The 14,100-nt window shown below is 69.2% G+C and carries 14 protein-coding genes; 6 read left to right on the forward strand and 8 right to left on the reverse strand.

The window, feature by feature from the left end; genetic code table 11:
- Positions 1 to 3 precede the first annotated feature (3 nt).
- From ABGA98_RS38790 to ABGA98_RS38800, 3 genes are read left to right on the forward strand one after another with little or no spacing between them, the layout of a single operon-like run.
- Positions 4 to 621, forward strand: coding sequence for a bifunctional 4-hydroxy-2-oxoglutarate aldolase/2-dehydro-3-deoxy-phosphogluconate aldolase (locus tag ABGA98_RS38790; RefSeq protein WP_347623443.1), 618 nt, complete (start codon positions 4 to 6; stop codon positions 619 to 621).
- 17 nt (positions 622 to 638) lie between these two features.
- Complete coding sequence (locus tag ABGA98_RS38795; protein WP_347623444.1) at positions 639 to 2,060, forward strand: aldehyde dehydrogenase family protein; 1,422 nt, start codon at positions 639 to 641, stop codon at positions 2,058 to 2,060.
- A complete protein-coding gene (locus tag ABGA98_RS38800) occupies positions 2,057 to 2,968 on the forward strand; it encodes an SMP-30/gluconolactonase/LRE family protein (protein ID WP_347623445.1) in 912 nt (303 codons plus the stop codon). Before ABGA98_RS38795 ends, ABGA98_RS38800 begins: the two co-directional genes overlap by 4 nt.
- A 77-nt stretch (positions 2,969 to 3,045) precedes the next feature.
- On the opposite strand, the gene ABGA98_RS38805 is transcribed toward ABGA98_RS38800, so the two are convergent.
- On the reverse strand, positions 3,046 to 4,098 hold the full coding sequence (locus ABGA98_RS38805) for a saccharopine dehydrogenase NADP-binding domain-containing protein (protein ID WP_347623446.1): 1,053 nt from the start codon (positions 4,096 to 4,098) through the stop codon (positions 3,046 to 3,048).
- A 139-nt stretch (positions 4,099 to 4,237) separates the two neighbouring features.
- On the opposite strand from ABGA98_RS38805, the gene ABGA98_RS38810 reads away from it, so the two are divergent.
- Positions 4,238 to 5,164, forward strand: coding sequence for an AraC family transcriptional regulator (locus tag ABGA98_RS38810; RefSeq protein ID WP_347623447.1), 927 nt, complete (start codon positions 4,238 to 4,240; stop codon positions 5,162 to 5,164).
- Between the two features lie 257 nt (positions 5,165 to 5,421).
- Here ABGA98_RS38810 and ABGA98_RS38815 read toward each other — a convergent pair whose 3' ends face one another.
- On the reverse strand, positions 5,422 to 6,618 hold the full coding sequence (locus ABGA98_RS38815) for an ROK family transcriptional regulator (RefSeq protein ID WP_347623448.1): 1,197 nt from the start codon (positions 6,616 to 6,618) through the stop codon (positions 5,422 to 5,424).
- A gap of 954 nt (positions 6,619 to 7,572) precedes the next feature.
- Between ABGA98_RS38815 and ABGA98_RS38820 the strand changes: the two genes are divergently transcribed.
- Positions 7,573 to 8,430, forward strand: coding sequence for a helix-turn-helix transcriptional regulator (locus ABGA98_RS38820; RefSeq protein WP_347623449.1), 858 nt, complete (start codon positions 7,573 to 7,575; stop codon positions 8,428 to 8,430).
- Between the two features lie 107 nt (positions 8,431 to 8,537).
- Here the strand turns inward: ABGA98_RS38820 and ABGA98_RS38825 are convergent, their stop codons facing one another.
- The 3 genes from ABGA98_RS38825 to ABGA98_RS38835 all read right to left on the reverse strand — a co-directional run bounded on the left by ABGA98_RS38825 (position 8,538) and on the right by ABGA98_RS38835 (position 11,038).
- A complete protein-coding gene (locus tag ABGA98_RS38825) occupies positions 8,538 to 9,275 on the reverse strand; it encodes a hypothetical protein (protein ID WP_347623450.1) in 738 nt (245 codons plus the stop codon).
- Between the two features lie 10 nt (positions 9,276 to 9,285).
- Positions 9,286 to 9,870, reverse strand: coding sequence for a hypothetical protein (locus ABGA98_RS38830; protein ID WP_347623451.1), 585 nt, complete (start codon positions 9,868 to 9,870; stop codon positions 9,286 to 9,288).
- Positions 9,871 to 10,147: 277 nt separating this feature from the next.
- Positions 10,148 to 11,038: an alpha/beta hydrolase gene (locus ABGA98_RS38835; RefSeq protein WP_347623452.1), complete on the reverse strand. Its 891-nt coding sequence runs from the start codon at positions 11,036 to 11,038 to the stop codon at positions 10,148 to 10,150.
- A 391-nt stretch (positions 11,039 to 11,429) separates the two neighbouring features.
- On the opposite strand from ABGA98_RS38835, the gene ABGA98_RS38840 reads away from it, so the two are divergent.
- Positions 11,430 to 12,266 carry a helix-turn-helix transcriptional regulator gene (locus ABGA98_RS38840; protein WP_347623453.1) on the forward strand — a complete coding sequence of 279 codons (837 nt, stop codon included), beginning with the start codon at positions 11,430 to 11,432 and terminating at the stop codon, positions 12,264 to 12,266.
- 44 nt (positions 12,267 to 12,310) lie between these two features.
- On the opposite strand, the gene ABGA98_RS38845 is transcribed toward ABGA98_RS38840, so the two are convergent.
- The 3 genes from ABGA98_RS38845 to ABGA98_RS38855 form a co-directional block, all read right to left on the reverse strand.
- Complete coding sequence (locus ABGA98_RS38845) at positions 12,311 to 12,730, reverse strand: hypothetical protein (RefSeq protein ID WP_347623454.1); 420 nt, start codon at positions 12,728 to 12,730, stop codon at positions 12,311 to 12,313.
- 256 nt (positions 12,731 to 12,986) lie between these two features.
- Positions 12,987 to 13,358, reverse strand: a complete 372-nt coding sequence (locus tag ABGA98_RS38850; RefSeq protein WP_347623455.1) for a hypothetical protein — start codon at positions 13,356 to 13,358, stop codon at positions 12,987 to 12,989.
- A gap of 8 nt (positions 13,359 to 13,366) precedes the next feature.
- A complete protein-coding gene (locus ABGA98_RS38855; RefSeq protein WP_347623456.1) occupies positions 13,367 to 14,077 on the reverse strand; it encodes an SDR family NAD(P)-dependent oxidoreductase in 711 nt (236 codons plus the stop codon).
- Between the last annotated feature and the right edge of the window lie 23 nt (positions 14,078 to 14,100).

Below are 14,100 nucleotides of genomic sequence, written 5' to 3' on the forward strand. Positions count from 1 at the left end.
GGCATGGAATTCCCCGAACTTCTGGTCATCTACCGCGGCCTGGGCACGGACGACGTCCTCGCGGCCACCGACGCCCTCCACACCGCCGGCGTGACGGCCTTCGAAACGACCATGGACAGCCCCGGCGCGCTCGCCTCGATCGCCGGACTGTCGCGACGCCTCGGCGGCGGCGCGCTGGCCGGGGCGGGCAGCGTACGAACGATCGGCCACGTCAGAGCTGCCGCGGACGCGGGAGCGTCGTTCCTGCTCTCGCCTCATTTGGACGAGGAGCTGGTCGCGGCGACGAAGGCGGCTGGGCTGGCCTCGATCCCCGGAGCGTTCACGCCGACCGAGGTCGTCCGGGCACACGCCGCCGGCGCGGACCTCGTCAAGATCTTCCCCATCGCACCCGCCGGGGCCGCGTACGTCGAACAACTGCGCCAGCCGCTTCCAGACGTGCCGCTGCTGGCCACCGGCGGGGTCACCGCCGAGCTCGGCAGACAGTGCCTGCTGGCCGGCTGCGCGACAGTGGGGGTCGGTGCCGGGCTGATCGACGCGGACGCCGTCAGAGACAAGAACTGGAACCGGCTGGCGGACAGCGCGCGCCGCTACCTGGCCGTGCTACGCGGCAAGGCCGAATGACGCAGGAAGGACCGATCATGCAAGACGACATCTCCGGGGTACGGCTGAGCGGCCGCCCCTATGCCGGTGACGGGCCCCGTTACGAGGTGGTCGAGCCCGCGACCGGGCGGCCGATCCGGCACGTCGCCGCGGGCACCGGCCGCGACGCCACACGCGCCGTGGACCTCGCCGCCGCCGCACTGGAGGAGTGGCGCACCACGCCGGCCCCGCAACGGGGTACGGCGCTGCGCGCGATCGCCGGACGGCTGCGCGCCTCCCACGACCTGGCCGAGACCATCGCCCGCGAGACCGGCAAGTGCCTGCGTGAGGCGACCGCCGAGCTCGCCCTGGCCGCCGACTACTTCGACTGGTACGCCGACCTCACGCATACCCTCACTGACCAGGTGCTTTCGGTACGCCCCGGCCTGCGGCACCTCGTCCGCACCGGACCGGTCGGCGTGGCCGCCGTCCTGACACCGTGGAACTTCCCCGCCTCCATTCCCGCCCGCAAGATCGCACCCGCTCTGGCCGCCGGTTGCGCCGTGGTCTTCAAACCCTCCGAGCTTTCCCTGCTGTCGAGCCTCGCCGTCGCTGAGACCTGCGAGCCCATGCTCCCCGAAGGCCTGCTGAACACGGTGGCCGGGGACGGGCCGGAAATCGTCGGCGCCTGGCTGGACGATCACCGTGTTCGCCTGCTGCACTTCACCGGCTCCACCACCGTCGGCCGCACCGTCGCGCAGGCGGCCGGAGCCGCTCTCAAGCCCGTGGTGATGGAGCTCGGCGGGCGCGCCCCGTTCGTCGTATTGGCCGACGCCAACCTCGACGAGGCCGTGGACACGCTGATGGTGGCGAAGTTCCGCAACAACGGAGCCTCATGCATCGCCGCGAACAACGTCTGGGTGCACGAGGACGTGCGCGCGGATTTCGTGAGCCGCCTCACCGAACAAGTCTCGACCCTGGTTCCCGGCGACCCTTTGGACGAGCACACGACCCTCGGCCCCGTACGCACCCGCGAGATAGCCGAACGCCTGGACGACTTGACCGCCGCCCTCGCCTCGGCAGGCGCCTCGGTGCACCGCGGCCCGCGGCCCGAGAGCGGCGGCTGGCACGTCGCGCCGACGCTGGTCGTCGACCCGCCCACGGACAGGCCCGAGTGGCGGGAGGAGGTCTTCGGACCCGTCGCCCTGGTCCGCTCCTTCACCGATCTGAAGGAGCCGATCACCGACGCCGCGGCAACCGGACACGGCCTGGCCGGGTACGTCTGCACCGGCGACGCCACCGCCGGCGCGGAACTGCTCGCCCGGTTCGATGTGGGAATCGCGGGCGTCAACGTGGCCACCCCCGCCACCCCGGAGATCCCCTTCGGCGGCCGCGGCGACAGCGGCATCGGCTACGAGGGAGGGCTGCCCGGCCTGCTGCCCTTCCTCGCCCATCAAAGCGTCGCGGCACCCCGGCCATGACCGCGGTCGACCTGGTACTCGACGCGCGGGCGACGGTGGCGGAGAGCCCTGTTTGGGACACCGGACGGCAAGGGCTGTGGTGGGTGGACATCCCGGCCGGCCGGGTACACCGCTTCTCCCCCGCGACCGGCGAGGACGTGAGCTTCGAGGCGAGCGAGGCCGTCGGCGCCGTGGCCTCCCGTCGCGACGGCAGCCTGCTGCTGGCCACGGCCACAGGGATCATCAGCTGCGCCGCTGACGGCTCGGGACGCACGGTCCTGCACGAGGTGGACACCGATCCGCCCGGCGGCCGGTTCAACGACGGCAAGGCCGACCCTTGGGGACGTTTCTGGGCCGGAACCCTGCTCCCCGGCACCGGCGGCGCGGGCGCGCTCTACCGCCTCGACCCTGACGGCACACTCCATACCGTGGTGACCGGCGTCTCGGTGTCCAACGGCCTCGGCTGGAGCCCCGACGGACGCACCTTCTACTACGCGGACTCCCCCACCGGCGGCGTCGACGCCTTCGACCACGACCCAGAAACCGGGGCGCTCGCCAACCGGCGCCGCCTCATCGACATCGACCGCGGCCGTCCTGACGGGCTGACCGTCGACGCCGAGGGATACCTGTGGGTTGCCCTGTGGGAGGGCTGGGCCGTTCAGCGGTTCGCGCCGGAGGGAGGACTCGTCATGACCGTCGAGATCCCCGCGCGCAAAGTGACCAGCTGCGCCTTCGGCGGTGCCGATCTCGACACGTTGTACGTGACCAGCGCCCGAGTGGGCCTGTCAGAGTCGGAACTCTGTCAGCAGCCGTACGCGGGAGGGATCTTCGCTGTGGTGCCTGGAGTCCGGGGACAACCCTCCGCTGCGTACGTGCCCGCAGGCATCGGCCGCTTTGGAGACGGCGGTGCTGACGACCTGCTCCGATGACGAATCGGTGTTCGCCGCGCTGCGCGCCAGGGCACGCAGCTAAGACGATCACACACCGTGGCCGAGAAGGCTCATGGTCAGGTTGCCGGCGCGTCCTCGATGATCCACTGGACTCCGTGCGGGATGAGGAAGTCGAGGAAGGCGGCCGGGTGGAAGGCCTGGGCGGGTGCGAGTACCCCCGGCTTCGCGGGGTCGGCGATGGAACGGCGGGCGCTTTCGACGGCGATCACCGCGGTCGTGCCGTAGGTGTCTGGGCCTTGGACGATGCCGCGGGCGCGGCGGCCGTCGGCGCTGGTGGCGTCGATCACGTAGGTGAAGTGCTGGGTGCGGCGGCTGTCCTCATCGGGTCCTTCCGGCAGGTTGTCGATGATTTCCGATGTGAGCGGGGTGTTCAGCTGGTCGCCCAACGCCGCCTCGGTCAGGCCCTGGACATGCCGGACGCGGATGTGACGGGGAATGGTGACCACCTCCGACACGGGGAAGGCCATCACCGGGGTCTCCTCCGACTGTCCGGGCAGCCGGATCGTGGTGTGGCGGGCGGGCATGCCGAAGCGCCAGTCGCCGTCGTCATATACCAGGCCTCCCGCCTTGATGGCGTCGATCGTTTCGACCACCGAACGCAGCGAGCCGCGCGACATGCCGCCGCCCCCGACGACCACGTGGGTGGTAATGATCTCTTCGACCGTCTCCAGGCGTTCGGCCAGGATGTGAGCCATGAGGTCCACCGGGACGCAGCCGTCGTTGGCGGCGGGTACGACGGTGACCCCGGCGTTCTCCGCCTCCGTGGTGCAGCTGTCGAAGATCTTCTTGACGTAGAGCTGCTCGCCTGAGGTGTCGACGTAGTGACAGCCGGCGGCGATCGCGGCGCGGACCACGGCCTCACCCGAGGAGGTGAATGGCCCGGCACAGTTGATGACGCCGTCGCAGCCGCTGAACGCGCTCACAAGCGCCGCATGGTCGCTGGTGCCGGCCACGCGTCGTTCAGCGTCGGAGAGGCCGACCGCCGAGGCGGCCGCCTCCAAGCGCGCGAGATCACGTCCGGCCAGGGCCATCTCGATGTCGCGTCGCGCCAGTTCGGTGAGCACGAGCTTTCCCTGGTATCCACTCGCGCCGTAAACAGCGATCTTCATGTCGTCTCCTCACGATGGGAGCTGCGCGGTCGCTCAGCCCAGCAGCACAGTAGGCGGCTGACAAAGACGATTGAATGCGTGATGCGCTCTCAAGTTTGCGCCATCGTCTTTCCAAGTCGATGTTCGTTACACTGGCCGCGTGGATGTCCTGTCTGATGTGGTGAGTGCGGCGCGCACCGGTCGACCCCACTCGGGCCGGGTGAGCAAATCTGCTCCCTTCGCCGAGCGGTTCCCGCCGGTGCCGTCCGCCGGGTTCCACATCGTTCTCCAGGGAACGTGCTGGCTGCTCCCGTCGCAGGGTGAGCCGATCGCCCTCGGGCCGGGCGATGTGGCCTTCCTGCCGCGTGGATCCGCACACGGCCTGGCCGACGAACCGTCCACCCCGGTGAGCGAGCCGCCCACAACGCTCACCGGAGCCCATGACGGCCGCGACGAAGAGACCTCAGCCGACCGGCCGCCGACGGTGGTCATGCTCTGCGGCGCTTACCTCCTGGACGGATCCGGGCCGCACCCGCTCCTGAACGATCTGCCCGAGGTCATCCACCTGCCGACGCAAGTAGGGCGCCACAGGGAACTCCGCGCTGCGGTCGAGCTCCTCGGCGTGGAACTGGACAACGACGCTCGCCCTGGCTCCGACACCATCCTGCTCACCCTGCTGGATCTTCTCCTGCTCTACATCCTGCGCGCGTGGTTCGAAGAACAGAGCGTCTCCGGCCACTCCGCCACCGGCTGGGCCGCGGCCCTGCATGACCCCGCCGTCGCCGCCGCCCTCCGCGCCATCCACGGAGACCCCAGCCGGCAATGGACCGTCGAGGAGCTGGGAGCGCAGGCACGCCTGTCGCGCGCCGCCTTCGCCCGGCGATTCACCCATCTGGTCGGCCAGCCACCGCTCACCTACCTGACATGGTGGCGGATGACCACCGCCGCCCGGCTCCTGCGCACCTCCGACGCCCCCGTCGACACGATCGCCCAGCAGGTCGGCTACAGCTCGCAGTACACCTTCACCCATGCCTTCAAACGTCAGTACGGGTCACCGCCCGGCAGTTACCGGCGCCACGGCGGCTGAAGCACAACACCGCGCAGGGATCTTCGAGGTTCGGCGGCCGATGAGCACGCTTGGTCGACGGCACACACGTTCGGCGGCAGTCCGAAAGCGCCTTCCCAGAACAGCCTCAGATCGCTACCGCTCACCCGATCAGGTGGCACGGGACGTCAGCTCCTCCCTGGCGAACAGGCGGGCCAAGGCCGATGAATCGTCTCGCGCGCAGGCCTCGGCGACCTCGTTCGCTCCAGGACCGTGCCATCGGAAGTGGCCATGAAGGCTCAGCCTATGAGCGCGAAGGGGTCGGCGTAGAAGCGCTCGAGCACGCAGGTGGCGGAGGAGATCACGGGCGCGTTGTCGTCGAGGGCGCTCGGTGTGATCACGTTTTCGGCGTCGAACTCCCGCCGCATCCACCGCCGCGCCTCTCCGCGGATCTCGTCGATGTGGCCGGGCACCAGCAATGGCGTGCCGAAGACGATGACCGCGTCGGGGGCGAGCAGGTCCATCACCATCACGACGGCCTCGCCGATCGCACGGGCACGCTCGCGCAGCAGGTAGTCGGCCAAGGCGTCACCGCCGCGGGCGAGCTCGGCCAAATCGTGGATCGTCTGCCCCTCACCGAGCAGCCCTTCGCGTACGGCCCGGCCGACAACGGCACGATCGCCGGCGACCGACATGAGACAGGCGCCGCGGCCGCAGTCGCACGGCATCTGAGCGGGCCGGGAGAGCGGGAGATGGGCGATCTGCCCGGCACCCTCACCCTGACCGTGGTGCAGCTCGCGGCCGATGACGATACCAGCGCCGATCACGTTGCCGATGAACAAGTGCACGAAGTCCTGAATGGTCCGATGGGCCCCGAACCACATCTCCGCCTTGCACAGGGCGCGCTGGGTCGACTCGACGACGAGGAACCCGGGAAAGCGGCCGGCTGCCAGCGCCGGGACGTCGACGTCGGTCCAGCCGAGCACGTCCTGGTCTCTTATGCGGCCGGAGGCCCCGTCGACCCGGCCGACGGTGGTGAAGCCGGTGCCGATGATCTTCGCGCTGGTCTCCCGGGCGAGCTCGGCCACACGATCGGCGGCCTCGGTGACCACCACAGCGGGGTCGAGCTCGCCGTCGTGCTCGACCCGCACGGAGCTGCCGACGAGCCGGCCGCGCAGGTCCACCAGTCCGATGGTGGTGCGGCGCAGGCCCACATGGATGCCCACGGCGTGGAAACGCGAGGAGGCGAGGTCGAGCGGCACGCGCGGGCGGCCGGCGTCGCCCGACACGAGTGCGGGCAGCTCCTCCAGCAACCCCGCCCGCGTCAGCTCAGCCGTGATGCGGGTGGTCGCTCCCGAGCTCAGGCGGAGCCGTTCGGCGAGATCGATGCGTGGAGCGGGCCCCTCTTTGAGGAGCGCCCGCAGCAGCGCGGCCACGTTGTGCCTGCGCACGTCGAAAGTCGCCGCGGCACGAGAAGCCGCAGTCGGGCTCCGCATGGCCCATCACTCCCCTACGCACATTCTCTGCGCAATGGAATTAAACGGCTCGAACACCAAGCCCGTCAACAGGCGAGCCAACCGTGTTCAGACCCTACCAGAGGCTGGCCATGGGTTTAACTTTTAGCGAAAGTTAAACCTGAACTTTGTTGCAAGGAGAGCGAAATGACCGTCGACAGCACGCCTTCGCGGCGTTCGCTCCAGCGCGACGACGCGGCCGTGAGCCGCTCAGAGGATCCGCCGGGAGCGGGCCGAGCCGGGTTTCCTGCGCCGGGGCCTGCCGGCCTACGCCGTGGTGCGCGCCCAGGCGCGGGCTTTCGCGCCGCCGCGGTGGCCGCCGAGGGCATCGGCCGGGAGGTGCTCGCGACCGTCTCCGGCCATCCGCCGTCGGGGCACTCGCCGGCCCCACCAGGCCGACCTCGACCTCGACCTCGAGGGAACATCCAAGTCGATCTCTGTAGTAGTTCCCTGCCCATAAGTTGTGCTCGAAAGATAATAGGCCTACCCTCAAGCGTCGATGCGTCGCCCAGGCTTGACCTACTGGCGTCAGATGTCTTGACGGCGCCATTGCCCGGAGATTAACTTCAGACCGGAATTTATCCCGCGGCCGACGGAGGGATTCCACCATGTGCAACCCGCCCGCTCGAAGAGACGTCCTGCGCTGGGGAGCCACGAGCCTGGCCCCGCTGGACGCGGGCGTCGTCGGCTGCATCTCAGCCGTCGAACGGGAGGCCCGGAGCAAGAGTGCCGCGGCGGGGACGCGCGGTCGTCGTGGAGCCCACGACGCGACCAGGCTCGGCGCGCCACAGACTGACGATGCGAGCGGAGATACGAGTGAGTGGGAAAGTGACAGATCGCTTGCGGACAACGAGTTGGAGAGATCGGGACTCTAGTACGGATTTATCGCCTGAGATCATCGCCAGCGGCGAATGCGATATCTCAACCGGTGGGCGTGTGGTCGATCTCGGTGTGGCTGTTCTGAAGGTCATGAAATTTCGCTCGGTACGCCTCCAGCGAGAGGCTCACCCCCCGCGGGCCCACGACGAGGACATCGTCCAACTCATCCTGCCCAAGCACGGCACCGTCAACGCCACATGGGCCGGAAGACACGACACAGTCAACGCAGGCGACCTGTACGCCCACGACCTCACCCACCTCGAAGAAGTGAACCTGCAACCCGACGGACGAAACGCCCTCGAACTGGCCCTGGTCACCATCCCCAAACCAGTGCTCCCCCTGCAAGGCGACGCGATGACGCCCCTGCTCGGACAAGGCATGCCCAGCGAGAACGGAGTAAGCGCACTACTCAAACGATTCATCCAAGACCTGGCCAACGAGAAACTGACACTCACCCCAGCCGATGGACAACGACTCGGAATGGTGCTGGTAGATCTCGTGACCGCATGCTTCTCCAGCCTCCTCGAATCCAGCCCCACCCCAAGACCGGGCTCCCAGCCACAAGCCCTCACCCAACGCATACGCACCACCATCCAACGCCATCTCTACGACCCCGACCTCAGCCCACGCTCCATCGCCGCCGCACACCACATCTCCGTCAGCTACTTGCACCGCCTCTTTCAACAGCACGGCCACACCGTTTCAGCCTGGATACGCGACCAACGACTGGAACGCGCCCGTCGCGACCTCGCCGACACCGCTCTGATCAACATCCCTATCCACAGAATCGCCACCCGCTGGGGATTTCGCCGCGCCGCCGACTTCAGCCGCGCCTTCCGCACGGCCTACGGTCAATCGCCGCGCCAGTTCAGGTCGTCCCTACTGAGACCTGAACGCGCGGACACCGGCGAATAGGCTGCACCGCAACACCTACAGCGTCGGCACCTGCACCACCTTCAGATCGACCATCGGGCCGGCTGCGAGAACGGCACGATCGGCTGGCTGTGCGGCCGTCGGCAGCGTCAGCGGGGGCCGAAGTCCTGCCGCTCGCCGGGCCGCGCCGCGTCCAGAGCGGCGGCGAGGTCGGCCGCGCCCTTGCCCGTCATGGCCTGTTCGAGGGACGGGCCGTCCGGCCCTTCGGACGCCCGCTGGTCCATGGTCACCGCAGCGGACTGGATCCGGCCCTCCAACTCACCGTCACCGATCACTCCGCCGTCGTACGGCAGCACCGAACTCTCCCCGAGCCCACGCCACCGGCCGGGGACGGCCTCCCCGCCATCGGTGAACGCGGGCACCCAGACGATGGCCATGATGTACGTGTGGCCGAGCTCAAGGCGGGGCCGGCCTTCCACCGCCAGCGGGCGCCTTCCCTTCTCGCCGAACGTCCAGCCGGCGGCCGACCAGGCGAACTCCGGCACCGGGGCCGGCTTCGCGGCGCCGTCGCGGGACCACAGCGTGTCCTTGACCTCGAGGGTGACCTCGCGGGGCAGGTAGCCCTGTCCGGCCTCGAGCTCCTCCTGGTCCGCGGCCAGCTCACGCTCCGCCTTGACGGTGACGACGACCGCGTGGTCGGCGTACGTCACCCAGTCCGAGGCGGTGTGGTTCGGCAGCCGGTCCGACCCGTGCGCCAGGACGACCCCGCCCGCGCGTCCGCCATCGTACTCGGCCCGCTCTCCGTCAGCCGCGAGGGCCGACACGACGAGGATGCCGGCAAGAACCGCGCCCGCCGTGGCGGCCGCCCATACTCTCCCACGTTTCACGACCGGCTCCTCAGTAGACGCCGTTGATATTGTCCTTGTTGACGCTGCCGAGCACGGCGTCGTACGGCGGGGTCTTCTTCATGCAGCCGAGCTGATGGTGCTGGTTGCCCACCTGCGGCCAGGCGTTCTGCCCGTGCAGCAGCCCGACGGCATGTCCCGCCTCATGACAGATGAGCCCGTAGGTGTAGTGGCCCGACTGGATGCGTACCATGTGCTGGTCGCACGCGTACATTTGCATGGGGTCGTCGCACCAGGTGATGCCCTCGTTGTCCCCCGGCACGTCGCCTTCGGCGAAAATGAGGTCCGTTTCGTTGTCGCCGGTCCATACCGGGTCGCTCGGGAAGTGGACCTCCAGATCGGTGGGACCGAATTGCTCCTGCAGCACCGTTTTCACGCGCTCCTTGTCAATCGACTCGAGCGTGTTCTCCCGGAAGATCGTCCAGTAGGTGTTGTCGGTCTGGCACACGTTCCCGCTGCCGTACTTGTCGCCCTTCACGCAGATACTGTTGTAGTTGCTGTTCGGCACGATGTTCTGGATCTTGGCGGCGGATGCGGTGCTCGTGGTCACCACAAGCACCGCCATGACGATGGCCATGAGACGCCGCCACCGTCCTCGTACGAATGTCCTGACATCGGGCACGTGCCACCTCATCTCTGTATGTCCCAAGCCATGATGGAGGGGCCCGCGCCCTGCCGTCGTTAGCGTGGCGTCCACACTGATTCGCGCAGAGTCCGCTCTTGGTCCACGCCAGCCGTCGCCTTGGGATCCTATGAAGCCATGGTGGGCGTGGACACAGGTACGTGCCCGGCGGCTTTCAGCCGGATGCGGTGCCGCTCCTCCCCCGCTTCGTCGCCGGAAGTTCGTCCGTGCCTCATCCCAGAAAGTCGAGCAGCACCTTCGCCATGGCGTCCGGGGCCTCTTCGGGGAGGAAGTGCCCCGCACCGGGGACGACAAGCCCGGTGACGTCCGTGGCCACGAGCCGCATCACCTGCTCCACGTAGGTACCGCTCAGCTCCCCGCCGATGGCCAGCACGGGGATGGTCAGCGGCCCTAGCCGGCGCCACCGCCGCACCTGCGCCGAGGCGTCTGCGCGGTAGTACTCGAAACTGGCGTGTAGCGCGGCCGGGTCACGCAGCGCGTCGACGTAGGCCTGCACGGCGTGAGGCGGGATGGCGTCAGAAGTGGCGGCCTTGGATGCGAATTGGTAGTCGAAATAGATCTCCTCCCGGCCGGCTACCATGCGTTCGTTGATCTCGGCCGGAAGCTGGTTGAAGGCGAAGTGCCAGAGGAGGTCGCCGCGTGCCGCCGCCATGGGCAGTGGCGGGGCGTCGGGCAGGCCCGGCAGGACCGCCTCGGCCACGGCCAAGCGGGTGACGCGGTGACGGTGGCCGGCGGCCAGGCCGTAGCCGACGACCATGCCGAGGTCGTAGCCGACGACGGCAAAGCGGTCGTGTCCCAGGCCGGTCATGAGGGCGGCCATGTCGTCAGCCAACGTGGCCGGGTCGTATCCGGTGGCGGGTTTGTCGCTGCCACCCATGCCGCGCACGTCGGCGGCCACGACGGTGTAATGCTCCGCGAGTCGCGGCATGACCAGGCGCCAGCAGTACCAGAACTGAGGCCAGCCGGGAAGCAGCAGCACAGGCTCCCCGCCGCCGCCGGCCACGGCATGCAGGGTGAGGTCGCCGGTCCGGACCCTGTGACTGGTGAAGACCTCGGAGAATCCCGCGGGCAGGTGCGGTACGTCGGTGATGGTGAAGGGCATGGTCGTCCTCCTCATGGGATGGGCGTCGGCCGCCCGAATCCCGGTCGGAACGGGTTTCCGCTCCCGGCACCAAGGCCGAAGGCGGTGAGTACGGCGTGGCCGGGGCCATGATGTGTTCTGTGGTCGGCCGCGCAGGAGGCGGTCTCATCGCGATCATGCGCAGGGCGGCGATCCGAGTGCGGCAGGCGGATGCGCCGCGCCGGGCCCTGCGCGGCCAGGCGGCGCGCGCTCTCGCGGCCCAACCCTTGCTCGCTCCGGTGACCAGCGCCACCGCTCTCGCGTCTGTCATGTGGTCGATGCTGGCCGGGCAGGCTCCAGTCACGCCAGGACCGGCGGGGCATGGGACCGGTGATACCACCCCCGCCCGGGGCCGATGCGCCATCATGAAGAGGTGAACCGCGCCGAACTCGCTGAAGTGCTGCGCCGGGCACGCGCCCGGGTGCGCCCAGAGCACGTCGGCCTGCCATCCGGCCCGCGCCGTCAGGTACCGGGGCTGCGCCGGGAGGAAGTGGCCATGCTCGCCGGGCTGAGCGTCGAATACGTGGTCCGCCTGGAACAAGGACGCGGCCCACGGCCGTCGGCGCAGGTCGTCGCCGCGCTGACACAGGCCCTGCGGCTCGGCGACGACGACCGCGACCTTGTCTTCCGGCTCGCTGGCCACGAACCACCGCACGATGGGCTGGTCGCGATGGTGGTGCGGCCGAGCGTGCTGCGACTCCTCGACCGGATGGCCGCCCTGCCCGTACTCGTGCTGTCGGCGAAGGGAGACGTGCTCGCGTGGAACCCTCTGTCCGCGGCCTTGCACGGCGACATGTCCGCCTGGCCCCGGCCGCAGCGCAACCTCATCTGGCAGCGGTTCCTGGGCAGCAGCCGCTGCCAGGTCACCGATGGTCCGGACGAGGACGACGCCGCCGCCCGCGCCTCGGTCGGCACACTACGCGCCGCCCAGGCCCGCTACCCGGAGGACCCCGATCTGGCCCACCTCATCAGCGAGTTGCGCCGCCGCAGCGCGCGATTCGACGAACTGTGGCAAGAGGGACGTTCCGCGCAGTGGTACAGCGCGGCCAAGAGCATCAGCCATCCCGAGATCGGCACGATCATCCTCGACTGCGACACGCTGCTCCTCCCGGACACCGACCAGACCGTGCTCGTCTACTCAGCCAAGCCGGGAACGCCCGAGGCCGCCGCGCTCGACCTGCTCCGGGTCACCGGCCTCCAACGGCTGTGATTCGCGCGGCCCCAGGGCCCGTCCCCACTCTGGCATGCGTCGCCTCAGGTGAGGTCGCGGCGCTTGAGGGCCGTTAAGCCGGCGCCGGCGAGCGCCACGGCCAGGGCGGTGAGCACGAGTAGCGGGGTCGCGTCGAACTCGGCGCCGGTGAGGACCTTGGGGATGTGGTGCATGGGCACGACGGCGTTGGCGATCCAGTAGTCGATGCCCAGGGCGGGGCCGATCTGCTCGCCGAAGAGCTGCTGGAACATGAACACCACCCACACGGCGGCCACCGCCCAGCGAGGGATCAGGCCGAGGGCGAGGATGCCGACCGCGCCGACGGTCCACACCGCGGGCACCAGGGACAGGGCGGCGCCGAGCACGCGTGGCAGGTGGGTGGCCACGTCGCCGGTGGTGAGGCCGTATGCGAGCCCGGCCGCGAGCCCCGAGGCGGTCATGGTCGTCAGGGAGCCCACCGCCACTTTGGCACGGCACGCCGAATAAGCATCGAGACGCCCAGGAGCCGTTGGACAGCCGCGGTGATGTCCGCGAGCTACAGGACCGCGACGGCGGAACAACCGCTTGCTATCGGCGCATCTGGCCACCCCGATCCGGCACGTCTTCGCCGATCAGGGTTTCGCGGGACAACATCTGTGGGCAGCGATGACCTCCGCCTCGACGAGCCAGCCCTCGACAGGAAGGCTGGCGAGTTCGATCGTGGCGTCGAGCGCGGACAGGCTACGTCCAGCGGCGGATCGCGTCGATCGTAGTCTCCGGGGAGGTGTTGAAGCAGAACCGGATATCAGGGTGCGCCGCCACCAGTACGTTGATCAGCCGCTCGAAGAGCACGGTGTGCTCCGGCAGCACGCGTACTCCCGCCCCGATCATGGCCAGGCCGAAGGGACCTTCGGTGGACAGTCGCTCGCGTACGGTCTTCTCGGCCGCGTCCGGATCGGTGCCGATGAGGCACGCCACGGTGTCCAGCCCTGCCGCATGCAGCGCTGCCTCACCCTGTTCGATACGGGCAGCCAGCGTCGCCTCGTCCAGGCCGGGGTGATCGGAGAAGTCGACCGCGCTTGGGTGCAGGCCGATCGTCAGGATCTTGGTCATGAGGGCTCCTACCAGGGGACGGGTCCGTTGCGGTCGAAGAAGCCGCCCGTCGGCCCTTCGCGGTCCAGCGTGGCCAACCGGATGACCGACTCGGCGGCCTCCGCGACGGTGTGCATGCCGGTGTGCTGGTTCATGTCGGTCGCAGGGTTTCCCGGATCGGCGGCGTTGACCTTGAAACCGGGCAGTGCACGGGCGTACTGGGAGACGATCATGTTGAGTGCGGTCTTGGATGAGGCGTAGTCCAGGCTCAGGAAGCCGGACTCGGGACGTGCGGGGTCGCAGGCGTAGGTCAGGGATGCAAGCGCGCTGGAGACCATGACGACACGGGGATGGTCCGACTTGCGCAGGAGAGGCAGGAACGCGTGCGTGACCCGTACCGGGCCGAACACGTTGGCTTCGTACAGGACCCGCAGCGAGTCCGCGCCCATGTCGGCGGGATCCAGCCGTGGGCCGCCGACTCCGGCGTTGTTGACCAGTACGTCAAGACGGCCGGCCCTTCCGGCCACCACCTCGGCCGCCGCGGCAACGGAGTCGTCCGAGGTCACGTCGAGCTGGACGAACTCGACGCCGAGCGCGTCCGCCGCCCGCGTACCGCGTTCGCGATCACGGGCGGCCAGGAACACCCGCCAGCCCCGCCGCGACAGGCGGCGTACCGTCTCCCTGCCCAGCCCTTTGTTCGCTCCGGTGACCAGCGCCACCGTCGTCGTATCCGCCGCCATGAGCTGTTCCGCGCCCGGTGCCG

Source organism: Nonomuraea sp. B1E8, from assembly GCF_039871515.1.
Lineage (GTDB): Bacteria > Actinomycetota > Actinomycetes > Streptosporangiales > Streptosporangiaceae > Nonomuraea.

Bases quoted from the DNA above. Each gene is read 5' to 3' on its own strand.
- ABGA98_RS38790 (WP_347623443.1), top strand. From the start codon at position 4: ATGGAATTCCCCGAACTTCTGGTCATCTACCGCGGCCTGGGCACGGAC.
- ABGA98_RS38795 (WP_347623444.1), top strand. From the start codon at position 639: ATGCAAGACGACATCTCCGGGGTACGGCTGAGCGGCCGCCCCTATGCC.
- ABGA98_RS38800 (WP_347623445.1), top strand. From the start codon at position 2,057: ATGACCGCGGTCGACCTGGTACTCGACGCGCGGGCGACGGTGGCGGAG.
- ABGA98_RS38805 (WP_347623446.1), bottom strand. From the start codon at position 4,098: ATGAAGATCGCTGTTTACGGCGCGAGTGGATACCAGGGAAAGCTCGTG.
- ABGA98_RS38815 (WP_347623448.1), bottom strand. From the start codon at position 6,618: ATGCGGAGCCCGACTGCGGCTTCTCGTGCCGCGGCGACTTTCGACGTG.
- ABGA98_RS38830 (WP_347623451.1), bottom strand. From the start codon at position 9,870: ATGGCCATCGTCATGGCGGTGCTTGTGGTGACCACGAGCACCGCATCC.
- ABGA98_RS38835 (WP_347623452.1), bottom strand. From the start codon at position 11,038: ATGCCCTTCACCATCACCGACGTACCGCACCTGCCCGCGGGATTCTCC.
- ABGA98_RS38850 (WP_347623455.1), bottom strand. From the start codon at position 13,358: ATGACCAAGATCCTGACGATCGGCCTGCACCCAAGCGCGGTCGACTTC.
- ABGA98_RS38855 (WP_347623456.1), bottom strand. From the start codon at position 14,077: ATGGCGGCGGATACGACGACGGTGGCGCTGGTCACCGGAGCGAACAAA.